This window comes from Actinoplanes utahensis, assembly GCF_016862455.1.
Taxonomy (GTDB): domain Bacteria; phylum Actinomycetota; class Actinomycetes; order Mycobacteriales; family Micromonosporaceae; genus Actinoplanes; species Actinoplanes utahensis.
In genome coordinates this window covers 59215-84575 of sequence record NZ_BOMZ01000109.1, presented here as the reverse complement: position 1 = coordinate 84575, position 25361 = coordinate 59215, and the positions used below count along the sequence as shown (strand labels likewise).

Annotated in this window: 24 protein-coding genes and 2 pseudogenes; 23 read left to right on the top strand and 3 right to left on the bottom strand. The window is 72.1% G+C overall.

Annotated elements, in window-relative coordinates:
- The first annotated feature begins 2 nt into the window (after nt 1-2).
- The 4 genes and pseudogenes from Aut01nite_RS38935 to Aut01nite_RS44670 all read left to right on the top strand — a co-directional run.
- Nucleotides 3-2453 carry a glycosyltransferase family 2 protein gene (locus Aut01nite_RS38935; RefSeq protein WP_063958885.1) on the top strand — a complete coding sequence of 817 codons (2451 nt, stop codon included), beginning with the start codon at nt 3-5 and terminating at the stop codon, nt 2451-2453.
- Nucleotides 2454-2463: 10 nt separating this feature from the next.
- Complete coding sequence (locus Aut01nite_RS38930) at nt 2464-3468, top strand: class I SAM-dependent methyltransferase (RefSeq protein WP_043532686.1); 1005 nt, start codon at nt 2464-2466, stop codon at nt 3466-3468.
- A gap of 187 nt (nt 3469-3655) precedes the next feature.
- Nucleotides 3656-3966: pseudogene (locus Aut01nite_RS44030) on the top strand (type II toxin-antitoxin system Phd/YefM family antitoxin).
- Nucleotides 3923-4168, top strand: a pseudogene (locus Aut01nite_RS44670) (type II toxin-antitoxin system VapC family toxin); the annotation flags it as partial. The pseudogenes Aut01nite_RS44030 and Aut01nite_RS44670, both read left to right, overlap by 44 nt.
- On the opposite strand, the gene Aut01nite_RS38925 reads toward Aut01nite_RS44670, so the two are convergent.
- Nucleotides 4158-6548: a glycosyltransferase family 2 protein gene (locus Aut01nite_RS38925; protein WP_043532684.1), complete on the bottom strand. Its 2391-nt coding sequence runs from the start codon at nt 6546-6548 to the stop codon at nt 4158-4160. The pseudogene Aut01nite_RS44670 and the gene Aut01nite_RS38925 sit on opposite strands and share 11 nt — an antisense overlap.
- Nucleotides 6549-6630: 82 nt before the next feature.
- Here Aut01nite_RS38925 and Aut01nite_RS38920 point away from each other — a divergent pair, with 82 nt between their 5' ends.
- The 3 genes from Aut01nite_RS38920 to Aut01nite_RS38910 all read left to right on the top strand — a co-directional run bounded on the left by Aut01nite_RS38920 (nt 6631) and on the right by Aut01nite_RS38910 (nt 10358).
- Nucleotides 6631-8640, top strand: a complete 2010-nt coding sequence (locus Aut01nite_RS38920; RefSeq protein ID WP_043532742.1) for a glycosyltransferase — start codon at nt 6631-6633, stop codon at nt 8638-8640.
- Nucleotides 8633-9214 (top strand): hypothetical protein, encoded by a 582-nt coding sequence (locus tag Aut01nite_RS38915; RefSeq protein WP_043532682.1) that lies wholly within the window; start codon nt 8633-8635, stop codon nt 9212-9214. The genes Aut01nite_RS38920 and Aut01nite_RS38915 overlap by 8 nt, the downstream gene beginning before the upstream one ends.
- A 103-nt stretch (nt 9215-9317) precedes the next feature.
- Nucleotides 9318-10358, top strand: a complete 1041-nt coding sequence (locus Aut01nite_RS38910; protein WP_043532680.1) for a hypothetical protein — start codon at nt 9318-9320, stop codon at nt 10356-10358.
- On the opposite strand, the gene Aut01nite_RS38905 is transcribed toward Aut01nite_RS38910, so the two are convergent.
- Together Aut01nite_RS38905 and Aut01nite_RS38900 are read right to left on the bottom strand one after the other, a co-directional pair.
- A complete protein-coding gene (locus Aut01nite_RS38905; RefSeq protein WP_043532678.1) occupies nt 10355-11617 on the bottom strand; it encodes a nucleotide sugar dehydrogenase in 1263 nt (420 codons plus the stop codon). The two genes, Aut01nite_RS38910 and Aut01nite_RS38905, sit on opposite strands and share 4 nt — an antisense overlap.
- Before the next feature lie 31 nt (nt 11618-11648).
- Nucleotides 11649-13133, bottom strand: a complete 1485-nt coding sequence (locus Aut01nite_RS38900) for a hypothetical protein (RefSeq protein WP_043532740.1) — start codon at nt 13131-13133, stop codon at nt 11649-11651.
- A gap of 181 nt (nt 13134-13314) precedes the next feature.
- Here Aut01nite_RS38900 and Aut01nite_RS38895 point away from each other — a divergent pair, with 181 nt between their 5' ends.
- From Aut01nite_RS38895 to Aut01nite_RS38820, 16 genes are all read left to right on the top strand, one after another.
- Nucleotides 13315-13545, top strand: coding sequence for a hypothetical protein (locus Aut01nite_RS38895; protein ID WP_043532676.1), 231 nt, complete (start codon nt 13315-13317; stop codon nt 13543-13545).
- 75 nt (nt 13546-13620) lie between these two features.
- Nucleotides 13621-15180 (top strand): signal recognition particle protein, encoded by a 1560-nt coding sequence (ffh, locus tag Aut01nite_RS38890; protein WP_043532674.1) that lies wholly within the window; start codon nt 13621-13623, stop codon nt 15178-15180.
- 124 nt (nt 15181-15304) lie between these two features.
- On the top strand, nt 15305-15673 hold the full coding sequence (locus Aut01nite_RS38885; protein ID WP_268871748.1) for a Uma2 family endonuclease: 369 nt from the start codon (nt 15305-15307) through the stop codon (nt 15671-15673).
- 24 nt (nt 15674-15697) lie between these two features.
- A complete protein-coding gene (locus tag Aut01nite_RS38880) occupies nt 15698-16774 on the top strand; it encodes an amidohydrolase family protein (protein WP_043532672.1) in 1077 nt (358 codons plus the stop codon).
- A gap of 287 nt (nt 16775-17061) precedes the next feature.
- Nucleotides 17062-18468 (top strand): proline--tRNA ligase, encoded by a 1407-nt coding sequence (gene proS, locus Aut01nite_RS38875; RefSeq protein ID WP_043532670.1) that lies wholly within the window; start codon nt 17062-17064, stop codon nt 18466-18468.
- Between the two features lie 2 nt (nt 18469-18470).
- Nucleotides 18471-19124: a ribonuclease FAU-1 family protein gene (locus Aut01nite_RS38870; RefSeq protein ID WP_043532668.1), complete on the top strand. Its 654-nt coding sequence runs from the start codon at nt 18471-18473 to the stop codon at nt 19122-19124.
- A 238-nt stretch (nt 19125-19362) separates the two neighbouring features.
- Nucleotides 19363-19878: a 30S ribosomal protein S16 gene (gene rpsP, locus Aut01nite_RS38865; protein ID WP_043532666.1), complete on the top strand. Its 516-nt coding sequence runs from the start codon at nt 19363-19365 to the stop codon at nt 19876-19878.
- The gene (locus Aut01nite_RS38860; protein WP_023561857.1) at nt 19856-20113 is read left to right on the top strand and encodes an RNA-binding protein; all 258 of its coding nucleotides are present in this window, start codon (nt 19856-19858) and stop codon (nt 20111-20113) included. The genes rpsP and Aut01nite_RS38860 overlap by 23 nt, the downstream gene beginning before the upstream one ends.
- Nucleotides 20114-20119: 6 nt before the next feature.
- Nucleotides 20120-20686 carry a ribosome maturation factor RimM gene (rimM, locus tag Aut01nite_RS38855; RefSeq protein ID WP_173476745.1) on the top strand — a complete coding sequence of 189 codons (567 nt, stop codon included), beginning with the start codon at nt 20120-20122 and terminating at the stop codon, nt 20684-20686.
- Between the two features lie 10 nt (nt 20687-20696).
- Nucleotides 20697-21461: a tRNA (guanosine(37)-N1)-methyltransferase TrmD gene (gene trmD, locus Aut01nite_RS38850; RefSeq protein ID WP_043532662.1), complete on the top strand. Its 765-nt coding sequence runs from the start codon at nt 20697-20699 to the stop codon at nt 21459-21461.
- A 121-nt stretch (nt 21462-21582) separates the two neighbouring features.
- Nucleotides 21583-21939 (top strand): 50S ribosomal protein L19, encoded by a 357-nt coding sequence (rplS, locus tag Aut01nite_RS38845; RefSeq protein ID WP_043532661.1) that lies wholly within the window; start codon nt 21583-21585, stop codon nt 21937-21939.
- Nucleotides 21940-22095: 156 nt separating this feature from the next.
- Nucleotides 22096-22989, top strand: a complete 894-nt coding sequence (gene lepB / locus Aut01nite_RS38840) for a signal peptidase I (RefSeq protein ID WP_043532660.1) — start codon at nt 22096-22098, stop codon at nt 22987-22989.
- Nucleotides 22986-23645, top strand: coding sequence for a signal peptidase I (lepB, locus tag Aut01nite_RS38835; protein ID WP_043532659.1), 660 nt, complete (start codon nt 22986-22988; stop codon nt 23643-23645). Before lepB (Aut01nite_RS38840) ends, lepB (Aut01nite_RS38835) begins: the two co-directional genes overlap by 4 nt.
- Nucleotides 23646-23668: 23 nt before the next feature.
- Nucleotides 23669-24145 carry an NUDIX hydrolase gene (locus tag Aut01nite_RS38830; protein WP_043532658.1) on the top strand — a complete coding sequence of 159 codons (477 nt, stop codon included), beginning with the start codon at nt 23669-23671 and terminating at the stop codon, nt 24143-24145.
- Complete coding sequence (locus Aut01nite_RS38825) at nt 24145-24984, top strand: ribonuclease HII (protein WP_043532657.1); 840 nt, start codon at nt 24145-24147, stop codon at nt 24982-24984. The genes Aut01nite_RS38830 and Aut01nite_RS38825 overlap by 1 nt, the downstream gene beginning before the upstream one ends.
- Nucleotides 24981-25304 (top strand): DUF2469 domain-containing protein, encoded by a 324-nt coding sequence (locus Aut01nite_RS38820; protein ID WP_043532656.1) that lies wholly within the window; start codon nt 24981-24983, stop codon nt 25302-25304. The genes Aut01nite_RS38825 and Aut01nite_RS38820 overlap by 4 nt, the downstream gene beginning before the upstream one ends.
- The last annotated feature ends 57 nt before the right edge of the window (nt 25305-25361 follow it).

The following is a 25361-nucleotide window of genomic DNA, read 5'->3' as shown; positions in this document are numbered from 1 at the left end:
CGATGGTCGAGGCGCAGCCGGTCGAGTTGCTGGACGACCACGTCAGGCTGGCCGGTCCCGGCGCGGAGGTGTCGCTGCCGCACACCGCGCTGCGCAACCGCTCGATCGCCGCCCGGCGGGTCCTGGCCCGGGCCGCCGGGATCACCCTGGAGGACGCCCTCGACGCGGCCCGCGCCGGGGACACCCGCCGGATCCGCCGCCCGGTCGACCCGCGGCTGCTGGCGGCGCTCGCGCAGACCATCGCGGGGCAGGACGAGCTGCCGACCGACCGGGACGACGCGCTCGCCCTGTACGCGCTGATCCGTACCGGTCGTGGCGCCCGGGCGCTGCCCGCCGCGCATCAGGCCCTGCACGTCCAGTTGGTGTACGCCTGGCAGGGACCGGGGAACGCCCGGCAACTGCTCGGGGCGTACCGGCGGATCCCGGCCGCCGCCCGGGAGGCGATCGAGACCGACCTGGCCAATCCGCACGCGGGCGGGCAGGGCGAGGAGGAGACCTGGCTGGCCCGGTTCGGCGCGCTCTTCCCGGCGCCCGCCCCGGCCCTCGTCGCCGCCCCGGAACGGACGCCGTTCGACCGGCTCACCGGCTCCGCCGGGCATCCGGCGGAGACGGCGGGCGAGCGGGTGTCGGTGGTGGTGCCGGTGTGCCGGCCGGGGGAGGAGCTGCTGACCGCGGTCCGTTCGGTGGCCGCCCAGTCCTGGCCGGACCTGGAGATCATCGTGGTGGACGGCGGGTCGCCGCCGGAACATGACGCGGTCCTGGCCGCCGCCGAGGACCTGGACCCGCGGGTCCGGCTGATCCGGCTGCCCCGCGGCGACGCCCGTAACGCCGGGCTGGCGGCGGCCCGCGGTGATTTCGTCACCTTCCAGGACCCCGGCGACTGGTCCCATCCGCGTCGCATCGAACTCCAGGTGCGCCCGCTGCTCACCGGCGCGGCGGTGGCCTCCACCGCGGAACGGCTCACCGTCACCGAGCGGCTCGTGCTGACCCGGCCGGGTGTCCGCCGCCGGGCCGCCGTGCCGTCGCTGCTGTTCCGGCGGGAGGCGGTGACCCGGCGGATCGGCTGGTTCGACGAGGTGCCCACCGGTGCCGACGCTCTCGCGTTCGACGAGGTGCCCACCGGTGCCGACGCTCTCGCCTTCGACGAGGTCGGCACCGGCGTCGGCGCGGAATACCTGGAACGGATCGAGACCGCGTTCGGGCCCGGCTCGGTGGTCCGGCTCGACCAGGCGCTGGCCCTGACCCGTTCGGAGAGCCGGGCCCATGGGATGCATCCGGCGCGGGCGGCGTACCAGTCGGCGTACCGGTGCTGGCACGCCACCGCCCGGCCGCTGCACCGGGCCCGGGCGGACCAGCCGTTCCCGGCCCCGGTCCGGCGCTGTGACGTGGTGGTCGCCGCGGACTGGCGGTTCCTGACCGGCGCCCAGCGGTCGGCGCTCGCGGAGATCCGGGCGTTGCGCGACGCCGGGCACACCGTGGCGATCCTGCACCTGGAGTCGCTGCGGTCGGTGCACCGGCAGCGGCGGCCGCTCAGCGCCGGCATCCAGCGGCTGATCAACACCGGTCGGCTGGATCAGGTGCTGGAGACCGACCCGGTCGACGCCGGGGTGGTTCTGGTCCGGCAGCCGGAGGTGCTCCAGTTCGCCGCCGAGGACGGCTGCCGGATCCGCCCGCGCCGGGTCGTGGTCGTCGCCGACCGGGCGCCGTCCCGCCGCGACGGCAGCGACCGGCGCTACACCGAGACCGCGGTGACCCAGGCGGCCACCAGGCTCTTCGGAACACCGCCGGTCTGGTACGCCCAGGACGCGGCCGTCCGCGACATCCTCACCGACGCGTTCACCCTTCCGGTGGTCGCCGAATCCGTCGACGTGGCCCGGCCCCTGCCGGATCCCCGCGGCCCGGCCGTGGTCGGCGCCGACCTGTGCGACGCCGGGGAATGGCCCGGCGACCTCGCCGAGGTGCTCGCGGTGCTGCGCCGGTGCCCGACCGCGGACGTACGGGTGCGCCTGCCGGAGAGCCCGTTGCGCCCGTCCGGTCTGCCCGCGTCCTGGCTGGTCTACGAACCCGCCGACGTGGACCCGCGCACGTTCGCCGCGCAGATCGACTTCTACCTGCACTACCCGCCGGAACAGGCGGCCGAGACGATGTCCCGGCCGGCTCTGGAGGCGGCCGCGACCGGCTGCGTCGTGCTCGTCCCGGAGCGTCTCGCCGAGGCGTTCGGCGACATCGCGGTGCCGTGCCCCGCCGACCAGGTCCCGGATCTGGTGCGGGCCTTTCATCAGGACCCGGCGCGGTACGCCGTACAGAGCGCCCGGGCTCGCGCCGCCATCGCCCGTGATCACCGTCCGGAGGACTTCGCCGCCCGTCTGCTCTGCTCCGGCGCACCGGCGCCGGCCCAGCGGGCGCGTAACGGCGCCGGGATCAACCCCGTTACCTCCGGGGAGTCGTACTAAGGGAGTTCCGATGAGCACAATCAGCCGAATCCACCGCCGGCTGCCGCGCCTGAGCGGCCCGCAGACCGCGGTGATGTCGGTCGCCGGCGTCCTCTGCGCCGCCGCCGCGGCGACCGCGCTCACCGGGCACACCGGGATCGCCGTCGCCCTGCTCGCCGTGCTCGGGTGCATCAGCCTGGCCACGTCGATGCTGTTGTTCCGCCGCCTGGCCAGAGCCCAGCGGGCCGGTGTCATCGCCCAGCGGGACCTGCGCACCACGGTCGAGGAGATGCAGCGCCGCCTGGTCGCCGCCGTGGAACGGGAGCGGCTCACCGCCGGCGACCGTCACCTCGAACTCGCCGAGGCGATCGCGGCGCTCCGGCAGCTCACCGGCGGCCAGGCCAGCGCCGCCCGGCTGGCCGCGCTGCCCGCCGAGTTCGAGGCGACCGTGCAGCTGTTCCAGGGCTTCACCCCGCGCGCGCCGATGCCACCGCCGGGCGAGCACACCCTCGACCCGGCCGGCCTGCTCGACCTGCTGCACCTGATCCGGCTGCGCAAGCCGCGCCTGGTGCTGGAACTGGGCAGCGGCGTGTCCTCGGTGTGGATCGCCTACGCCCTGGAGAAGACGGGAGGCCGGCTGATCACCCTGGACCACGACGCCGGCTTCGCCCGGCGTACCCGCGCGCTGCTGTCGGCGCACGGCCTGGACAAGACCGCGGAGGTACGCGACGCGCCGCTCACCCCGGTCGGCATCGACGGTCACGACCATCCGTGGTACGACCCGGAGGCTCTCGCCGACCTGCACGACATCGACTTCGTGCTGATCGACGGGCCGCCGGCGCCGGACGGCGAGGACACCCGGCACCCGGCCCTGCACATGATCGAGAACCGCCTGGCGGATCGGGCCACCGTGGTCGCCACCGGCCCGGACGTCCCCGCCTCCTGGTCCCACCTGACGCCCGAGAACGAGCCGGGCAGCCGGCACGCGGTGCTGTCGTTCACCCGAACCACGGCGATGGTGCCCGTTCAAGCCTGAGCGACGGCCGGGCCGGAAAGCAGTGCGCGCCCCCGCCATGGGGGATGGCGGGGGCGCGCGTCGCGGTGCGGGGGCACCGCGACGGGCCGGGAGGGGGTTCCGGCCCGGTCTTCGGGTCGTTCCCGGCGGTGCCGCCGGGCGTACCGTTCTCATCGGCGCCGCCCGTCCCCACTCGAATGTCACCCGGTTGCCTCCTCGTCACCGTTGCGTTGCCGCCCGTCCGGCCGGGTCGTCAGGGTGGCAGCCGAATCTGCCACTCATCATCGAACGGGTGGAGCGTGGTGAGGAGATCGTCATCGACCGGGCCGGCACTCCTGTCGCCCGCATGGTTCCGCTGGTCCGCCGGGTCGATCGCACGGGTCACGGTTCCCTGGCCGGTCAGGTGATCTGCCGGGGGATGGGGATTCGCCGGAGACCAACGCCGAGATCGCCAAGGATTTCCGGATCTGCGGGAATCACCATCAAGCAATCGACGGGAAGATTGGTCGGGCCGACTGACATGGCGGAGCGGATATGAAATGTCGGTTTCCGGGAATTGCAGGTGTCGCATACGCACGCGATGGCAGCCGGTCGTCTTCCTCTGCATCACCGTGACCCGTTCGACCGGCTACTCGTCGCGCAGGCGATCACCGAAGAGATGACTCTCGCGTCCCGCGATGCCGCTGTCACGCGGTGCGACGTGCCGCTTCTCACGGTGTGAGCAGAGCGGTGACCGCGGCGGCGTAGCGGTGGTGGGGATGGTGGGTCTCGGCGAAGTTCAGGGCGCACTCGCTCCGGGCCAGCAGGGCCGCCGGGTCGGCGTGCAGGCGTTCGACGGTGGCGGCCAGGTCGTCCGCGGTGGCGTGGACGGCAGCCGGTCCGAGCGCTGCCAGGTGCTGGTGCTCGACGACCGGGATGCAACCGGCCGCCATCGCGATCAGCACCTCCGGGCAGGTGGCGTCGGCCGGCTCGTCGGACGGCAGATGCAGGTAGAAGTCGAGTTGGTGCAGGAAGCCGCGGGTGTCCACGTCCGTGTCGCGGTAGGTGAGCCAGCCCTCCGGCGCCCGCCGGGCCGCCCGGTCGCCGAGGTCCAGGACGCGGATGTCGAGGTTGCCGGCGGCGGCCAGCGCCGAGGTGAGCCGCTGCCATTCGCCGAAGCGGCCGGTGTGGATCCGGCCGATCACCGGGCGGTCGGCGCGCGGGCCGGAGCGGTGCAGTCGCCACTGCCGCAGGTTGACGGTTCCGGGCACGTCGACCGGGGTGAGGCGGGAACCGAACGGGCCGGCGGCGAGTTCGGCGCGGGCGGCCGGGCTGGTGGGCGCCCACAGCGGTTCGACGCCGAAGAGCCGGCGGGCCTCGGCGGCGCAGTGCGCGGCGGCGGGGGTCCAGGCCGGGTCGGAGGTGATCACCACGCGGGCGCCCCGGACGGCGGATGGTGTGCCGGGGGCGAAACCGAGCACCGACGGCCCGTGCACGAGCACCAGTCGGGCCTGCACCGCGTCGGCGAGGACCACCTGGTCCACCACACCGGCGTTGATCATCTGCTGGATGGTCGGGTCCAGGCCGCCGGGCGGCTGCGGGGCGGCCACGCCGGCCAGGGCGTCGAGGTGCAGGATCGCGACGGAGCGGCCCGGCTGGAGCAGGGCACGGACGCGTTCGGCGATCGGCCAGGCGGTGTCGCCGTGGCCGCTCCAGTCGCCGGCCAGGATCACGTCGTAGGCGCAGCGGCGCAGGTCGGCGTCGCCGGCCAGTCCGCGGGGCGCGGCGAAGGCGCGGTTCTGCGGTGAGCGCGGGCGCAGGGCCGGTTCGAGCCCGGCGGCGAGGCGGCGGTGCCAGGCCTGGAAGGCGGAGCGGTACGCGTGCCGTTCCGGATGGGTCCACCCGGGCCCGGTCTCCGTGCCGGCGAGGGACCGGCCGGTCAGCCGGATCAGGGCGAGCGGCTCGCCGCCGAGGCTCCGGACGGCGTTCGGCCCGAAGACGGCGCGGGCCCGGCCGGCGTACTCGGCGTCGGCGCCTTTGCGTACCGGGTCGAAGTAGCCGAGCCGGCCGAGGGCCGCCGAGCGGCGGAGCATCAGCGAGGACAGGTCGTCCGACCGGAACTCGCCGAACCCGGGCCGGGTCACCACCAGGTCCTCGGTGACCCGGATCGCGGTCGAGGTGGTCGCGACCGGGCCGGGGCCGGCCAGGAGCGGTTCGGCCTGGCGTTCCAGGCGCATCGGGTGCGACCAGTCGCCGGAGTTCTGGAACGTGACGAACGTGCCGGTGGCCATGTCCAGCCCGGCGTTGCGCGCCCGGTAGGCGCCGCCGTTCGACGGGATCCGGATGATCCGGACCCGCGGGTCGAGTCCGGCGGCCCGCGCCAGCACCGCGTCGGCGGACGGCCCGGACCCGTCGTCAACGACCAGGATCTCGTGGTTGGTCCAGCTCTGCGCGACGAGCGAGCGGACCGTGGTGATCAGTTCCGGTCCGGGCTGATAGGTGGTGACGATCGTGGTGATCCGGTGCGCCGATCCGTGCCGGGGCGCCGGCGTGGAGCGGATCCGGTCGAAGCTCGTCGCCGCCGTCCCGTCCAGAGTGAGCCCGGGCTCCGGCAGCAGCGCGGCGAACCGGCCCGGCCACTCGTCCTTGGTGGCCAGGTCGACGACGAGCGCCGCACGGACCGGTTCGGGCACCTCGGGGTAGTCGGCGAGCAGTTTCGCGACCCGGACCGGGTCACCGGCGGCGAACGCGATCTGCGCGTGCAGCCCCTGATGTTCGGGCGCCACCCCGGCCGGGCCGAAGGTGCGCAGCAGCGACTCGAACAGGGCCAGGCCGTCGGCCCGGTCGCCGGGGTACAGGTCCTGCAGCGAGACCACCCGGGCCAGCTCGCCGAACGCCCACGCGTCGGCGTCCGGGAAGAGCCGGCTCTCCCGGGCGGCGGCGACCAGCTCGTCGGCGGACCGGCGGGCGGCGGCGTACGCCAGCAGGGTCCGCGCCCCGGCCGAGCGGGTGTGCAGGGCGGCCGTGGCCGGACCGGCGGGCGTCACCGCGGACAGATCCCGCCAGAGACGTTCCAGCAGGTCCGTGCCGTACGCGTCCGGTGTCGTGTGCTGTCTGCGCATGGCCCCCCTCTCCGGTCGGAAGGATCAACGCGCCGGGGTGGGCGTGCGTGACGCCGGGTGTACGCGGTTCGTTGAGCTGACCATGACCGCGACCGTCCACGACGTGGCGATCCTCTCGGACTTCCGCCTTCCCGGCGACGCCCCGGCCGGCGTCGCCGCGGAGATCCGTGCCCAGGCCCGGGCCGGTCTCGGCACCACGCTCGTGCATGTGCGGTCGCCGTTGCTGGCCGGTGATCACCCGTTCGACCCGGTGATCACCGGGCTGATCCGGGACGGCTCGGCCGATCTGGCCGCCGAGGGCGAGCCGGTCACGGCCCGGCTGCTGGTGGTGCGGAGGCCCGAGGTCCTGGCCGGCGACCCGGCCCCCGAGCCACGGGTCCGGTCCGGCCGGGCGGTGGTGGTGCTGGACACCGAGCCCGGCGAGGAGGTCCGGCGGCGGGTGGCGAGCCTGTTCGGGGCGGGGATCGAGTGGGCGCCGGTCAGCCCGCTGGTCCGGGCGGAACTGCTGCGTGCCGACCCGGGCAGGGTGCTGGCGGAGGCCGACTGGCACGAGGTGGTCGACGGGCCGGTCCGGCAGGGCGAGCCGGTGCCGCGGGGCCCCGTTCCGGTGATCGGGTGGCACGCCCCCTCCGGCTCGTCGCTCCCGGATTCGCCGGATCTCCAGGTCCGTGTGCTCGCTGACCCCGGGGCGGCCGGTTCTCTGGCGGGCTTGGACTTCTTCGTGCACTTCCCGGACCCGGATCGGCCCGGCGCGTCCGGCCGGGCCGTCCTGGAAGCGATGGCCGCCGGCGTTCCGGTGATCGTCGACGAGCGGTTCCGGCCGATGTTCGGCGACGCCGCGTTCTACAGCGATCCGGCGGGCGTGCCGGAGCTGGTCCACCGGCTGTACGGGAACCGGGAGCACCATCGGGCGATCGGGCTGCGCGGGCGGGAGTTCGCCGGGATCAGGTACGGTCCCGCCGCCCATCTGGCCCGCCTCGCCGACCGTGGTGTCCGTCCCGGCGCCTCGCCGTCGCCCGCCCTGCCCGCATCGCGTACCGCCCCGAACCGGGGTGTGCTGCTGGTCAGCGACAACGGCGCCGGCCCGAGCTCGCTGTCCCGGCTGATGGCGATCGGCCGGCGGCTGCCCGAGGGGACCCCGGTGGTGGTCGCCACCCAGTCGCACGGCGCCGTGGTCGCCCACCGGGAGGGCTTCCTGACCGAGTACATCCCGTCGCCCGGTGTGCTCGGCCTGCCCCGCGAGCCCTGGTCGGAGCTGCTGCGCAGCCGCCTGGAGCACCTGATCGACCTGCACCGCCCGGCCGTGGTGGCGGTGGACGGCGTCCCGCACGACGGCATCGTCGCCGCCGCCGAGGCCCGGCCCGGGATCACCTGGGTGTGGGTTCGCCGGTCGATGTGGCGGCGCGGCGCCGGGCACGAGTGGCTCGACCGGCGCCGGGTGTTCCGGCACGTGCTGGAGCCGGGCGAGTTCGCGTCCGCCGCCGACGAGGGCGTGACGGTGACCGACCGGGACGGGGTGCGGGTCGTCGGGCCGATCACCTACCTGGACCGGGCCGAGCTGGCCGGCGCCGAGGAGGCGCGGGCCGCTCTCGGGCTGGCGCCGGGCCGCCCGGCCGCCCTGGTGCAGGTCGGCGACGGGGACCTCGACGACATCTCGACGCCGGCCGGGCGGATCGCCCGGCATCTGCGCGGCGCCGGGTTCCAGGTGGTGCCGGCCGGCCCGAACCAGGTGCGGCACTACCCGATCAGCCGCTATCTGCGCGGGTTCGACCTGGTGGTGAGCGGGTCCGGCTACGACCTGTTCCACGAGCTGATCGGCTTCGAGGTGCCGGCGGTCTTCGTGCCGGACCCGGGGGCGGCCCTGGACGACCAGGTGAACCGGGCCCGGTTCGCGGCCGCCGCGGGCGCCGCGCTGATCGTCGAGGATCCCGGCGGCGACGATCTGGACGAGGTGCTGCGGCAGGCGGTGCGCCAGGACGTACGGGACGCGCTGCGCCGCCGCTGTGCCGAGGTGGCCCTGGACAACGGCGCCGCGGAAGCCGCCGGCTGGCTGGCCGGTCTCGTGTGGGAGGGGAGTGTGGCGCATGCCTGACGACGACGGGACCCAGTCCCTGCTGGTGCGGTTGCGTACGGTCGAGCAGGAGCGGGACGCCTGGCGGGACCGGTGCGCCGGTCTGGCCGGGGAGCGGGACCGGCACCGGGACACCGTCCGCCGGTTGCGCCGCAGCCGTTCCTACCGGCTGGGCCGCGGCCTGGTGCTGCTGGCCCGCGACCCGCTGCGGCTGGTGAACCGGATCCGGCGCCGCCGGCTGCCGCGCCGCGGTCCGGTGGGCGGCCCGCTGCCGGCCCGCCTGTACGTGGCGATCGGCCTCGACCTGCCCCGGCTGACCGAGCTGGCCCGGACGATCCGCCGCCGGGTGCTGATCGACCCCGACCACCGGGCCGTGGTGCTCACCGACCACCCGGAGTTCTCGCTGCTGCGCGGCGACGGGCTGATCCTGGAGTACCTGCCGGACCGGGAGACGTGGCAGCGGCACCGCCCGGACCGCCGGTGGGACGAGGTGCTCGCCGACCGGCTGTCACGCCTGTACGCCGAGCACGGTGCGGCCCACGTCCTCTTCGTCGACCCGGACAGCCCACCGACGCTCCCGGACCTGCTGGCCTGACGCCTCTATGATCGACGCCGATCGTGGGACGGCGTCGGGCGTGGGAGGTGGACGGTTGGGCACGGGCGAGTCGAGGCCGGCGAGGGCCTATCCGGGAGCGCCGGTGCTGCCCTGGCCGGACGGCGCCCCCGCACCGGACCTGCCCGCCGGGTCGGCCGGCATCGCGGTCCGGGTCCGCACCGGCCAGGGCGACCAGCCACGATGGCCGAAGATCTACGCGGTCGGTGTCGACGACCGGCCGATGTGGCACGGGCTCGGCCGGATGGTCGTGCTCACCGGGCCGGGCGAGCACCTGGTCGAGATCCGTGACCGCTTCGGCGTCGCCTCGATGCGGCGGGTCCGGGTGGCCGACGGGCAGATGGCGCGGCTGGAGTTCTGGACGCCGGCGACCCTCGGTTCCGCCGAGGGCGTGCTGGCGCCGGAGCCGGTGCGGCACCGGATCGGCGCGGGGCCGTCCAACCCGGTCGTCTTCGGTTTCATGGCCGCCGGCCTCATCGCGATGGTGTTCGCCGGCCGGGCCGCCCCGTTCGTCCTCGCCGCCCTCGCCGTCCCCGTGCTGGGATACCTGGTGTGGGCCCGGTCGAAGCGCCGCGCCGACGACCGCTACCGCGTCGCGGCGTCCACCGAGGCGGCCGAGGCGGGTCGCGACGACGCGCCCGGCTGGTTCCTCGGTGACGGCTCGCCGCCCGACGGTCTCGCCGGCGACCACGGCGTCCTGGTGGTGACCGGCGCGCTGCGGCGGACGCTCACCATCAACGGGCACGGGGTCCTCGACCCGACCGGCGAGGCCGGCGCCTGGGTGCCGTGGCCGGAGCTGACCGTGGCCGGGACGCCGCGGCCGTTCTCCTGGCGGACCTGGTGCTACCGGCTGCCCGCCGGCGAGCACGAGCTGGTGGTCACCGCCCGGCCACCGCGGACCTCGGTGACCGTGCCGGAGATCGACGCGGAGCCGTTCGTGCGGACCGTCACGATCACCGCGGGCGCGGTGACCCGGGTGGACCTCCTGGTGACGGCGACCGTCGCGACGCGCGCGCTGACCCCCGCCGAGGTGCGCCGCCAGGCCTACCTGGAGGCGCTCGGCGGGGACACCCCGGACGGCTTCACCGAGCCGGCCCGGTTCACCGCCCGGATCACCGCCGCTTAGAGCCGGTGCGCCTCGCGGATCGTGGTGGCGCCGCGGGTGTCGAAGAACCGCTTCGCGATCCGGGCCAGGTGATCGGCGTCGTACTCGCGGTGGTTCTGCACCAGGATCACCAGGTCGGCGGAGGCGGCGGCGCCCTCCAGGTCCTCGGTCCGGGAGACCGGCACCCCGTCCAGGTCCCAGGTCGTCACATGCGGGTCGTGGTAGGCGACAGTGGCGCCGAGCGCGGACAGGTGCCGGGCCAGCGGCGCGGCCGGCGACTCCCGCTGATCGGCGATGTCTGCCTTGTAGGTGATGCCGAGCAGCAGCACGGTCGCCCCGCGTACCGCCTGGCCGTCGGTGTTGAGCAGGTTCTGCGCCCGGCGGGCCACGTACGCCGGCATCGTGGTGTTGATCTCCTGGGCCAGCTCCACGAACCGGAACGGATATCCGAGTTTGCTGCGCACGTTGTGCGAGAGGTAGTTCGGGTCGATCGGGATGCAGTGCCCGCCGACGCCCGGGCCGGGGTAGAACGCCTGGAACCCGAACGGCTTCGTGGACGCCGCGTGGATCACGTCCCACAGGTCGATGTCCAGCTCGTGGCAGAACCGCGCCATCTCGTTGACCAGCGCGATGTTGACGTGCCGGTACGTGTTCTCCAGCAGTTTCGCCGTCTCCGCCTCCCGGGTCGACCGGGTCCGCACCACCGTCTCGATGAACCTGCCGTAGAAGGCCTCCGCGGTGTCCGTGCACGCCGGCGTGTACCCGCCGACCACCTTCGGGGTGTTGTGCGCGCCGTACCTCTCGTTGCCCGGGTCGATCCGCTCCGGCGAGAACGCCAGGTGGAAGTCGATGCCCGCGGTCAGCCCGGAGAGTTGTTCCAGCCGGGGCCGCACCTCCTCGTCGGTGGTCCCCGGGTAGGTCGTCGACTCCAGCACCACCAGCATCCCGGGACGCAGATTGCGGCCGATCGCCGAGGTCGCGCCGAGCACCGCGCGCAGGTCCGGCCCGTCGCCCTCGGACAGCGGCGTCGGCACGCAGATCACCGCGGTCCGGGCCTGCCCGATCAGCGTCTCGTCGGATGTCGGCTGGAAGCCGCCGGCCAGCATCGCGGCCACGTCGGCGTCGCTCAGGTCGTCCACGTGCGAGCGGCCCTCGCCCAGGCTGCGGACCACCGTCTCGTCGATGTCGAAGCCGAGGACCGACATGCCGCTCCGGATCGCCTGTTGCGCCAGGGGCAGCCCGACGTACCCGAGTCCGAGGATGACCACGTCGTAGCTCAAGGAAGTCTCCTTCTCACGAGGAATCCGCCGGTCAGGCGACGGGCGGCAGCGCCACATCGGGCGGGACCGGGCGGTCGCCCGGCCTGCGGGGAGCGGCGATCGCCCGGGTGTTCCGGTGCTGCAGCTCGAAGGGGGAGACGAACGGCAGGTACGCCGCCAGGAAATCGGTGGCCGGGCCGCTCGCGTCCAGGTGGAGCGCGTCGGCGTCGCGGCTGTGCAGCAGCAGGGCGAGATCCAGCGGGTCGGGGTCCACGGCCCGGTGACGGATGTCCCCGATCACGGCCTTTCCGGTGAGGTACGCGTAAAGCTCCAGAACCATGTCGCCGACTTGCGGGAACCGGCTCTCGAGCTCCGTCAGCACACCCCGCCGCGACGGCTGGGGCACGCGTGGCAGACGGCGGGTCAGCGCCTGGCTGAACGCCTCGCCGATCTGCCGCCGGTCGTTCCCGGTCCGGTCCGCCGGCCGTGGACCGGCCGGCCCGGTGTCCGCCGGCGGGAAGAAGCGGGGCAGTCCGTCCGAGGTGAAGAAGAGGTCCGGCGTGACCGGCCGCCCCAGCAGCATGCCGTCGCCGAAGTGCAGGAAGTGTTCGGCCAGGTCGGCGATCAGGTGCGGCCGGGTGGCGCCGGCGACCACGGTGAGCCGCGGATGCGACAGGTCCAGCCAGTCCGGCGTCTCGCCGGTGGCCAGGAACACCCGGCGTACCCACGGCGCGTGGCAGTGCAGGGCGCGCAGCGTGTGCCGCAGGTCGGTGGTCCCCGTGCAGACCACGTCGATGTCGAAATCGATCCGGTCCGGGCGGGCCGCGGCGAAGATCGCCCGGGTGCGGTAGGCGGTGGCGTCGTCCGGTGCGCAGAACGGGCCGAACACCGGCTCCGCCGCGACGGCCGGCGGCTCACCGGCCGGGATCGAGGCGGCCACCGGGTTGCCGCGCGGCGCGACCAGCGCGCCGTCCTGCTCGCGCCAGAACTCCACCTCGCAGGCCAGGTCGTGCCCGAGCACCAGATCACCGCCCGGATCGGTGACCGGCCAGCACACCGACACCGCCCCGGCCTCCCGCCGCCGTTCCCGCAGCGCGCCGTGCCCGGTCGCGGCCGGGTGGCTTCGCAGCGCGCCGTGATCGGCCGCGGTCAGGCGGCGCAACAGGGGGAGGACGGTGGCGCGGGCGGTCTCGGGGACGGCCACGGCGGTCCGCATCGGATCGTCGTGGGGGACCCGGAACCAGTCGGCGCCGGCCTCGTCGAGAGCGCGGACGACCCGGTCCAGGTTGCGGCGGCGGACCTCGGCGGGTGTGGTCCCGGCGTCGACGCGGGCGGTCACCGTGCCGGCCGGGGTGCGTACCCGCAGCACCGCGCCGTCCGCCCGGCGGGCCCGGCCGGAGCCGAGGGGCAGGAGCGCGCGGGCGATCGGCAGCCGCCGTTCCTCGGCCACGCGGGGCAGGACGTGCGCCCGGACCGTCGCGAAGATCCGTCGCCGGACCGACCATGGGGTCAGCCGGAGGATCTCTCGCAGGGCCACGCCGTCGTCCTTTCGCCGCACATCCGGTTCGTCCAACGTCCCGCCGACACCGAAGTTGCGGTCTATATGGGCGTTATACGGCTTTAGTGGCTCCAGGCCCCTAGGGGTTTTCGCCGATGCGGGTGTTGCGCGCGGGAGGCATGGTGGAAGGCGTCGACACCACGACGGCGGGAGGCCGGAGATGGGCAAGGCAATCGCATACCTGGTGGCACTGATCGCGGGCGTGGTCGTGGTGGGCTGGGTCGTCAGCTCACTGGTCGGCCCGTTCCTCTTCTACCTGCTCGTGGGCGCGCTGGCGATCGGCGGCGGGGCCTGGGTCTATTCACGGGTCAAGCGTTCGATCGCCCCCGGCACCCGCACTCAGCGGCGGATCGAGGCGGCCGCCCGGACGTACCGCATGCGGAACCGGTGAGGTCGTTCCGCTACGGCTAGGCTTGCGGTCAACGCCAGCACTTACGACCAACGGCCATTTAAGGACGCGCGCACCGTGTTTGACACTTTGAGTGACCGCCTCTCCGGGATCTTCGGCAAGCTCCGCGGCAAGGGGAAGCTCACTGATGCCGACATCGACGCCACCGCGCGCGAGATCCGTCTCGCGCTGCTGGAGGCCGATGTCGCGCTTCCAGTGGTCAAGGCGTTCATCGCCAGACTGAAGGAGCGGGCGCGGGGCGCCGAGGTCTCCCAGGCCCTCAACCCGGCCCAGCAGATCATCAAGATCGTCAACGAGGAGCTCATCGAGATCCTCGGCGGCGAGGGCCGGCGGCTCCAGTTCGCCAAGCAGCCGCCGACCGTGATCATGCTGGCCGGCCTCCAGGGTTCCGGCAAGACGACGCTCGCCGGCAAGCTGTCCCGCTGGCTCAAGGGCCAGGGCCACCAGCCGCTGCTGGTCGCCTGTGACCTCCAGCGGCCCAACGCGGTCAACCAGCTCCAGGTGCTCGCCCAGCGGGCCGGGGTCGACGTCTACGCCCCGCAGCCCGGCAACGGGGTCGGTGACCCGGTCCAGGTCGCCCGCGACTCGATCGAGCACGCCAAGCGGACGGCGAAGGACATCGTCATCGTCGACACCGCCGGCCGCCTCGGCATCGACGCCGAGATGATGCAGCAGGCCGCCGACATCCGCGCCGCCGTCGACCCGGACGAGGTCATCTTCGTCATCGACGCCATGGTCGGCCAGGACGCGGTGCGCACCGCCGAGGCGTTCCGCGACGGCGTCGGCATCACCGGCGTGGTGCTCTCCAAGCTCGACGGTGACGCCCGCGGTGGCGCCGCGCTGTCCGTCCGGCACGTCACCGGCCAGCCCATCCTCTTCGCCTCCACCGGTGAGAAACTGGAGGACTTCGACGTCTTCCACCCCGACCGGATGGCCGGGCGGATCCTCGACATGGGCGACCTGCTGACCCTCATCGAGCAGGCCGAGCAGGCCTTCGACGAGGATCAGAAGGAGAAGATGGCCAGCAAGCTGCTCGGTGGTGAGCAGTTCACGCTGGAGGACTTCCTGGACCAGCTGATCGCGGTCCGCAAGATGGGCCCGATCGCCAACATCCTCGGCATGATGCCCGGCATGGGCCAGCTCAAGGGCCAGCTCGACGAGCTCGACGACAGCCACTTCGACCGGGTCACCGCGATCATCCGCTCGATGACCCCCGGCGAGCGCACCAACCCGAAGATCATCAACGGGTCCCGGCGGCTGCGCATCGCGAACGGCTCCGGCGTCACCGTCATGGATGTCAACCAGCTGCTCAACCGTTTCACCGAAGCGCAGAAGATGATGAAGCAGATGACCGGCATGATGGGCCTGCCGGGCTCGCGGCGCAGCGCCACCAAGAGCCAGAAGAACAAGCGCAAGGGTACGAAGGGCGGCAACCGTCCCCGCGTCGGCGGCCGTCCCGGCGGTGGCATGCCGGCCGGTTTCCCGGGCGGCATGCCGCAGCTCCCGCCGGGCCTCGACCCGAACGCGCTGGGCGGCGGCGGCCTGCCGGGCGGCTTCAAGCTGCCGAAGCTCGACTTCAACAAGCTGAGCAAGCCGCCGAAGGACGACAACAACTGATCGATGTCTTCGGTACGGGGTGGCAGCCGCGAGGTTGCCGCCCCGTTTTCGTTTCTTCCTGCGGATGGCGCACATGCAGGTGACACTGAGCAAGTAGGTATGGTTCAGCTTGCTGAGAGGCTAGATCGATTCCCGGAACGAGCGGCGGCCCGACGTCGTGATGGTCCATGTGGACTGCGGAAACGTCTCTCCCATCGACGTGGTCCACGTGATCCTTATTGCGGAGATCGTTTCCCCGCCCTCCCGGGTCACCGATGGGAAAGACAAGCTGAAGGTCTATGCCGATGCCGGAGGCCCCTACTGCTGGGTCATCGATCCGCTCGCAGAGAAAGTTACTCTGACCGAGTTTGTGCTCGGTTCCGGCGGCGTCTATCGCCAGGGTGCACGCACCGACGAACTGGTGACGCTGACGCGGCCGTGGGAGATCACGCTGGATCTTCCGGCGTTGACCGAGCGGCGTGATCGGTTCGGGCGGCCTCGGCGCACGACGTGAGGAGCCATCCGGTAGGACTTGTGCATGGCGTTTCATGTGCGTGGGACGGTTCTGCCGGACGGTGAGGTCCGGGATCTGTGGCTGGTGGGGGATCGGGTCACCTTCGAGCCGGTGGCCGATGCCGAGACGATCAGTGACGGCGGGTTCGTTCTGCCGGGGCTCGTCGACGCGCACTGCCATCTGGGGATCGCCTTCGGGGCCAAGCCGATCGAGAGCGTCGGTCAGGCCCGTGAGCTGGCCGTCATCGACCGGGACGCGGGTGTGCTGGCGCTGCGGGACGCGGGTTCCCCTTTCCCGTACCCCGAGTTGGACGACGAACCGGGAGTGCCCCGCCTCGCCCGCGCCGGACGGCATGTCGCCGCGCCGCGGCGCTATCTGCGGGACATCGGCGTCGAGGTGGCGGGCGACGAGGTCGCGGCCGCTGTCACCGCGCAGGCGAAAGCCGGGACCGGCTGGGTGAAACTGGTCGGCGACTGGATCGACCGCAGTGTCGGTGATCTCGCGCCGAGCTGGGACGCCGCCACCATGGCCGCCGCGGTCGAGGCGGCGCACGCCGCCGGAGCCCGGGCCGCCGTGCACACCTTCTCCGAGGAGGGTGTGGAGATCATGGTGCGGGCGGGCGTCGACTCGGTCGAGCACGGCACCGGGCTGAGCCTGGACCTGATCGACGAGATGGCCCGGCGGCGGACCGCGCTGGTCCCCACGATGATCAACATCCGGACGTTCGGGAAGATCGCCGACAGTGCCCGCGGCAAGTTCGACGGCTACGCCGACCACATGATCGCTCTCCGCGACCGTTTCCCGTCCGTGGTCCTCGCCGCGCACGAGGCCGGCGTGCCGATCTACGTCGGCACCGACGCGGGCGGCGGCATCCGGCACGGCCTGGCCGCCGAGGAGATGCTCTACCTGCACGAGGCCGGGATCCCGGCCGTCGACGTGCTGGCCGCCGCCTCCTGGAAGGCTCGCGAGTGGCTGGGCTTCCCCGGCCTGGTCGAGGGCGGCCTCGCCGACCTGGTGGTCTACGAGACCGATCCCCGCGCCGACCTGCGGGTGGTCCGCGCCCCGCGCCGCATCGTCCTGCGCGGCGCCGTCATCAAGTGATGCCGCGACAGACAACCCCGCGCGTGGACTCCGGCCGTCATGTGCGCCCGGCCCCACACGCTGATGGCGGTGACCACCAAGGGATCGACGCTGGCGGCTGACAGTCGGCCGGCATATGCGCCCCGGCTCCACACGCTGATGGGCCTCGGTCGTCCCCCTGGGGCGTCGGCGAGCCGGACCGGCGTGGTCTCGATCGAAATCCGTCCGTCACTCCCTCCCTCTCCGTTGAGGGACACGGGATGCCCACCCGGCCGGTTGCAGCCGGGCCGCGACTAGGATGCTGGGTCATGGCTCGCGTGCTCACTCCCCGTGCGGAGGACTTCCCCCGCTGGTACCAGGATCTCATCGCCAAGGCGCAACTCGCCGACAACGGCCCGGTGCGCGGGACGATGGTGATCCGGCCGGTCGGCTACGCCATCTGGGAGCGCATGCAGGCCGACATGGACGCCCGGATCAAGGAGCAGGGCGTTCAGAACGCGTACTTCCCGCTCTTCATCCCGGAGAACTACCTGCGCCGCGAGGCCGACCACGTCGAGGGCTTCTCGCCGGAGCTGGCCGTGGTCACCCACGCCGGCGGCAAGGAGCTCGCCGAGCCGCTGGTGGTGCGCCCCACCAGCGAGACCGTGATCGGCGAGTTCATGGCCAAGTGGGTGGATTCGTACCGTGATCTGCCTCTGCTGCTGAATCAGTGGGCCAACGTGGTCCGCTGGGAGCTGCGTCCGCGGACCTTCCTGCGCACCACCGAGTTCCTCTGGCAGGAGGGGCACACCGCGCACGCCACCGAGCAGGACGCGCGGGACCACGCCCGCGACATCCACAAGAATGTCTACGAGGCGTTCATGACCGAGATGCTGGCGATCCCGGTGGTGCCGGGCCGCAAGACCAAGGGTGAGCGGTTCGCCGGCGCCACCAACACGATGACCGTCGAGGCCATGATGCGCGACGGCAAGGCGCTGCAGATGGGCACCTCGCACGAGCTGGGCCAGAACTTCGCGAAGGCTTTCGACATCACCTACTCGTCGGCCGAGCGCACCGTCGAGCACGCCTGGACCACCTCCTGGGGCACCTCGACCCGGATGCTCGGCGGCCTGATCATGGTGCACGGCGACGACAACGGCCTGCGGCTTCCGCCGCGCCTCGCGCCGGTGCAGGCCCAGATCATGGTGGTCAAGGCGGGCGAGGGCGTCGCGGAGGCCGCGGCGAAGCTGCGCGACGACCTGAAAGCCGCCGGTGTACGGGTGAAGCTCGACGACCGTGCCGACATCCCGTTCGGCCGTCGCGCCGTGGACGCGGAGCTGCAGGGCATCCCGATCCGGATCGAGGTCGGCCCGCGCGACCTGGCGAACGGCAACGCCGTGGTGGCCCGCCGGATCGACGGCACCAAGTCGCCGATCGCCCTGGCCGAGGTGGCGAACGCCGTGGTGGCCGCGCTCAAGACCGACCAGCAGCGCCTCTACGACGACGCGCTGGCGTTCCGTGAGGAGCGCACCGTCGACGTGAAGACCCTCGGCGAGGCGATCGAGGCGTCGCAGACCGGCTGGGCCCGGGTGCCGTGGTCGGCGGTCGGCGAGGCCGGGGAGAAGGAGGCGAACGGCAAGGCCGTCACGGTCCGCTGCCTGACCCGCCCGGACGGTTCGATGCCGGAGTCCGACGAGGAGACCGACCTGATCGCCTACCTGGGTCGTTCCTACTGAGCATGAGGTTCGCACCGGGTCGGCTGATTCTGCACCGGGACACCCACCGCGGCCGGATCGCCTTCGTGCATCCCGGCCGGGTGGTCTCCGACGACGACCGTGGGCTGCTGATCTGGGTGGCCCGCGGTTCGGCGATCGCCACCGAGGCGACGCCGGACGGGCGCTTTCCGCGCGAGTTCACGTTCCCCGAGTGGATGGCGGCCGAGCGGGAGTCGCGGCTCATCCACTGGCGTGGCCCGGGTGTGCTGCGGTTCTTCCCGGTGGGGGAGAACCATTCGGTCTGGCTCTTCCGCAACGACGACGACTCCTTCAAGGAGTACTACGTCAATCTCGAGGAGTCCGCGGTCCGCTGGGACGACGGTGACGCGGCCGGGATCGACGTGATCGACCAGGATCTCGACATCGTCGGCCACGCCGACGGCACCTGGGAGTGGAAGGACGAGGACGAGTTCGCCGAGCGCCTCGCCCACCCCGACCTCTACTGGGTGCCGGACGAGCAGGCCGTGTGGGACGAGGGCCGCCGGGTGATCAAGAAGATCGAGGCGGGCGAGTTCCCGTTCGACGGCACCTGGACCGATTTCCGGCCCGATCCGGGGTGGGAGACCCCGTCCGGACTGCCATCCGGCTGGGACCGTCCGGTCGTCGCCCGCCGCTAGTAGGCGACTGCCGGGTGTGAACGGCGGCCGGGAGTCGTCCACTCCGGCGGCCGGCGACTCTCCCGGGGCCGATTGCCACTTCCCGCATGGCGTCTGGCAGAATGGCTTGTTGGTATCCGGCATGCGACAGGCGCCCTCTAACCCCTGATCGTGACGCCAGTCCACGAACCATCGGTCCCGCAATCCCCACGTGGGTTCCGGTCGGCTCAACCACGCAGTCATCAGGAGCGAATAAACCGTGGCCGTTAAGATCCGGCTCCTGCGGATGGGCAAGATCCGCAACCCGCAGTACCGCATCGTCGTCGCCGACTCGCGCACCAAGCGTGACGGCCGCGCCATCGAGTACATCGGCATCTACCAGCCGAAGGAACACCCCTCGGTCATCGAGGTGAAGTCCGAGCGCGTTCAGTACTGGCTCTCCGTCGGCGCCCAGCCGTCCGAGCCGGTGCAGCGCATCCTGGAGAAGACCGGCGACTGGCAGAAGTTCAAGGGCCTGCCGGCTCCGCCGCCGCTGCTCGTCGCGCCGGCCAAGCAGAACAAGACCGAGGTGTACGAGGCTGAGGCCAAGGCCGCCGCGGGCATCGCCGACGCCAAGCCGGCCACCCAGAGCAAGCAGAGCAAGAAGGCTGCCGCTCCGGAGGTCGCCGAGGCTCGCCCGGCCGACACCAAGGCCGCCGACCCGGCCGAGCCGAACCGCGAAGCCGTCGCCGAGACCGCACAGGACCCGGCCGGTGCCGGCGCCGACGCGAACTGACGGGGCGCTCCGGCCCGCGCTGGAGCACCTCGTCAAGGGCATCGTCGACAACCCGGACGACGTCCGGGTTCGGCTGGTCGACTCGCGCCGCGGCAAGCGGCTCGAGGTTCGTGTGCACCCCGAGGACCTGGGAACGGTCATCGGCAGGGGCGGACGGACGGCCAAGGCCCTGCGTCAGGTGATCGGGTCGATCGGCGGTCGTGGCATCCGGGTCGACATCGTCGACGCGTACTGATCGATGCTGCTCGTCGTCGGCCAGATCGGTAAACCGCACGGCATCCGGGGCGAGGTCTCGGTGGTCGTGCGGACCGACGAGCCCGAGGAACGCTTCACCGCCGGGGCGGTGTTCATCACGGAGGTCCCCAGGGACCGCCGGGTGAGCGCCGGCCCGGCGGGCGCTCCCGCTCCCGGTGCTCGTTTCGAAGTCCCTGAGCAACTCGTCCTCGAGTCGATCCGCTGGCATCAGGGCCGCGGCATCGCCGTCTTCGAGGGCGTCCACGACCGCAACGTCGCCGAGGCGTTGAAGGGCGTTTTCCTTCAGGTGGACAGCTCCGAGCTGACGCCGCCGGAGGACCCCGAGGAGTTCCACGATCACCAGCTCGTCGGGCTGCGCGTGGAGTCCCGGGACGGCGTGGAGTACGGCACGGTGCAGCGCATCGACCACGCACCCGCCTCGGACCTGATCGTGCTCGCCAAGAAGGACGGCGGGACGGCTCTGATCCCGTTCGTCATCGCGATCGTGCCGATCGTGGACCTGCGTGGCGGCCGCATCGTCGTCGACCTCCCGGAAGGTCTGCTCGACCTGTGACGGCTCTGCTGTGAAGGTCGACATCATCTCGATCTTCCCGGACTACTTCGCGCCGCTCGACCTGTCCCTGATCGGCAAGGCGCGGACCACCGGGACCCTCGACCTCACCGTGCACGACCTGCGGACCTGGACGTCCGACGTGCACCGGACGGTGGACGACACCCCGTACGGCGGCGGTCCCGGCATGGTGATGCGGCCGGAGCCCTGGGGCCAGGCGCTGGACGCGGTGGTGTCGCCGGGCGCGACCCTGGTCGTACCCTCGCCGGTCGGGAAACCCTTCACCCAGGCGGACGCGCACCAGCTCGCGGAGCTGGACCACCTGGTCTTCGCCTGTGGCCGCTACGAGGGCATCGACCAGCGGGTGATCGACGACGCGGCGGCCCGGATGCCGGTGCGTGAGGTCTCGCTCGGTGACTACGTGCTGTTCGGCGGCGAGGTCGCGGTCATCGTGATCATGGAGGCGGTCACCCGGCTGCTGCCCGGGGTGCTCGGCAACGCCGACTCGCTCACCGAGGAGTCGCACGCCGCCGGCCTGCTGGAGGCGCCGGTCTACACCAAGCCGCAGTCGTGGCGCGGCCGTGAGGTGCCGGACGTGCTGCGTTCCGGCGATCACGGCCGGATCGCCCGGTGGCGCCGGGACCAGAGCCTGCTGCGTACCGCCGCCCGCCGTCCCGACATGTACGCCGCGTACCCGCCGGAGAATCTGGACAAGAAGGACCGGAAGGCGCTGGCCGAGGCCGGATTACCGCTCCCTCCAGCGGGTGTGGCAGAGTAGTGAGGTTGCCGTCTCCACCCCGCGCCGTGGGGTGAGGCGAGGGCCTTCCGAGGTCGTGGAGGGCCAGAATCACCCACCCGCGCATCGAACTCCCGGTGCGCTCTAGTACGAGGATGCAGCGATGAACACGCTGGACGCTCTTGACGCCCAGTCGGTGCGCACCGACATTCCGGACTTCCGGGCCGGTGACACGCTCAAGGTGCACGCCCGGGTCGTCGAAGGTAACCGTTCCCGTGTCCAGGTCTTCCAGGGCGTCGTGATCGGCCGCCAGGGCAGTGGCCTGCGCGAGACCTTCAAGGTCCGCAAGATCAGCTTCGGTGTCGGTGTGGAGCGGACCTACCCGTTCAACAGCCCGGCGATCGACAAGATCGAGGTCATCACCCGCGGTGACGTGCGCCGTGCCAAGCTCTACTACCTGCGTGAGCTGCGTGGCAAGAAGGCGAAGATCAAGGAGCTTCGGGAGAAGCAGACCGTCTGATCCACGCGGTGTGCCGGGAACGGGCGCGGGCGAACTACGCTTGCGCCTGCCCCTGGCGCGCTGTAGGTGAACCTTTCCAGCCCTACCGCTCGTAACTTCCCCTAGCCGGGAAACTCGGGCGGTAGTGCTGTATCCGGGGCCGGTCGGCGGCGGGAGATGCGAAGCGTGGATCCGATGGAAGGCTATCGGCCGGCGAGACGGCGGCGGTCCGTGATGCGGCGGAAGGAGATGCCGCTCTGGCAAGAGCTTCCACTGTTGCTGATCGTGGCGTTCTGCCTGGCCGTGCTGATCCGGACCTTCCTGGTGCAGGCCTTCTACATCCCCTCGGGCTCGATGCAGAGCACCCTGGAGATCAAGGACCGGGTGCTGGTCAACAAGGTCGTCTACGACATGCGCGACCCGCTGCGCGGCGAGATCGTGGTGTTCCGCGGCACCGACAACTGGGCCCCCGAGACGACCGAGGCGGTCAGCAACACCTTCCTCGCCAAGCTCGGCCGGACCGTCGGCGACCTGGTCGGAGTCAGTCGTCCCGGCGAGCGCGACTTCATCAAACGGGTGATCGGCCTTCCGGGTGACAAGGTCGCCTGCTGCGACAGCCGAGGTCGGATAACCGTCAACGGCGTCGGCATCGACGAGCCGTACATCGCCGAGGGGTTCAACTCCGATCTCAGCCTCCAGCCGGCCGCCGGCCAGTGCGGCAGCCGCCGCTTCGCCGAGGTGACCGTGCCGGACGGGCAGATGTTCGTGATGGGTGATCACCGCAACGTGTCGCAGGACGCCCGCTGCCAGGGTCCGGTCCCGATCGAGAACATCATCGGCCGGGCTTTCGTGGTGGTCTGGCCGAGCGAGCACTTCACCGGCCTGGACGTGCCGGACGTGTGGAAACAGTTCGCCGAGCAGTACCCGGCGGCGGCCGCGGCGCATCCGGTGAAGGCGCGCGAACCGCGGCCGGCCGTTGCGGCGGAGATGTTCCCCTTGCTGCTCGGTGTGGTTTTATCCGCGCGTTCCGGCATGTCGTTCGTGACTCGACGACGTAGGCTCCGAGCGTGATTGACGAGCAGACCGAAAAGCGCAAGGGATCCTTCTGGCGCGAACTCCCCATCCTCCTGGGCGTGGCGATCCTCGTCGCCGTCCTGGTCCGGGCCTTCGTCCTGCAGACCTTCTACATCCCGTCGCAGTCCATGGAGCACACCCTGGAGCGCTGGGATCGGGTGCTGGTCAACAAGCTCGTCTACGACTTCCGTGACCCCCGCCGTGGCGAGATCATCGTCTTCAAGGCGCCCACCAGCTGGTCCTCCGGCGCCGACGGCGAGGACTTCATCAAGCGCATCATCGGCCAGCCCGGTGACAACGTGGTGTGCTGCGACGAACAGCAGCGCCTCAAGGTCAACGGCGTGTCCCTCGACGAGCCGTACATCTTCACCGAGGTCGACGGCACCCGCAACCAGGTCGCCAGCCAGAATTTCGACATCGTCGTCCCGGAGGGGCGGCTGTGGGTGATGGGCGACCACCGGGAGGCGTCCGGTGACTCGCTCCAGCACTACGGCGACAGCGCCGGCGGCGACGAGGCCGGCAAGATCGCCGAGGCCACCATCCCGATCGACTCGGTCGTCGGCCGCGCGTTCACCATCTTCTGGCCGGCCGGCCGGGCCACCTGGCTGTCCGTGCCGGACGAGTTCGACGCGATCCCCGAGTCGGGCAAGTGACGTCGGCGCAATAGGCTTGGTCCGTGACCGAGGTGATTGACCGCCACGCCGGCCGGGTTCTCCTGGTCGATCTGGCCGGGCGTGTCCTGCTGCTGCACGGCGGTGACCCCGCGCGCCCGGGGCTGCGCTGGTGGTTCACCCCCGGCGGCGGTCTCGAGCCGGGGGAGACGACGGCTGACGCCGCCGCCCGCGAGTTGCTGGAGGAGACCGGGCTGCGGGCGCGGCCGGGCGACCTGGGCGAGCCGGTGCGGCACGAGATCGCCGAGTTCTCCTTCGACGGCCGCGACTACCGGCAGGAGCAGGATTTCTATCTGCTGCGGGTGGCCGACTGGCAGGTCGACACGGCAGGCATGGACGAGCAGGAGCGCCTCACCATCACCGAGCATCGGTGGTGGTCGGTGGCCGAGATCGAGGCGAGCAGCGAGGAGATCTTCCCCCGCGACCTGGCGGTCCTGCTGCGGCAGGTGACCGTCGACGCCGTCCCGGAAGGCTCGCGGTGATGCTCGCCCCACCACGCACCGTGGTCCGGCGGGAGGCCGGGCTCTACGCGCTGGAGCAGGCGCTCCAGCGCCGGGGCTTCCGGCATGTGGCCGGGGCCGACGAGGCCGGGCGTGGCGCCTGTGCCGGACCGCTCGTCGCGGCCGCCGTGATCCTTCCCGAGGGCAAGCGCGGCGAGATCCCCGGCCTGGCCGATTCGAAACTGCTGACCGCCGCCGCCCGGGAGCGGGTCTATGACCAGGTCGTCGCGAAAGCGCTGGCCTGGTCGGTCATGATCATCCCGCCGGCCGAGGTCGACACCCGTGGCCTGCACGTCTGCAACCTGGCGGCGATGCGCCGCGCGTTGGCGTCCCTCACCGTCCGCCCGGAGTACGTGCTGACCGACGGTTTCCCGGTCGACGGCCTGGGCGTCCCCGGTCTCGCGGTGTGGAAGGGCGACCGGGTCTCCGCCTGCGTCGCCGCCGCCAGCGTCCTGGCGAAGGTCACGCGGGACCGTCTCATGATCGAGTTGCACGACCGGTTCCCGGACTACGGTTTCGCCGTGCACAAGGGTTACATCACCGAGGAGCACAGCACGGCGCTGGCCGCGCACGGCCCGTGCCCCGAGCACCGCTTCTCGTACGTGAACGTGGCCGCCGCCTCCGGGCGGGGCAACCGGCCGCCGCGGGCCCGGCGTCCCGTCTCCACGACGGCGCCGTCATTGTTCGACGATGTATCCGTTACCGAGCCGCTGCTGATTCCCGGGACCGCTGAGGGTACCGTCGGCGTGGCGTCGGGCGAGCAGCCTCAGCCGTCGCCGTCGGTGGGGGAAGATAAGGCCATGGAGGGCGAGACACGATGAGCGCAGAGGATCTCGAGAAGTACGAGACCGAGATGGAGCTGCAGCTCTACCGGGAGTACCGCGACATCGTCCGCCAGTTCTCCTACGTGGTGGAGACCGAGCGCCGGTTCTACCTGGCCAACCAGGTCGACCTGCACGTGCGCAACTCCGACGGCGAGGTGTATTTCGAGGTCGAGATGCACGACGCCTGGGTCTGGGACATGTACCGTCCGGCCCGCTTCGTGAAGAACGTGCGGGTGATGACGTTCAAGGACGTGAACGTCGAGGAGCTGGAGAAACCGGACATCTCGCTGCCGGACGACGCCAACTTCGGCGGCTGACGCTCCTTCCCGGTTCTCCACAGCCGGCCGTCGTCCACAGGGCCGGTCGCGGGCCGG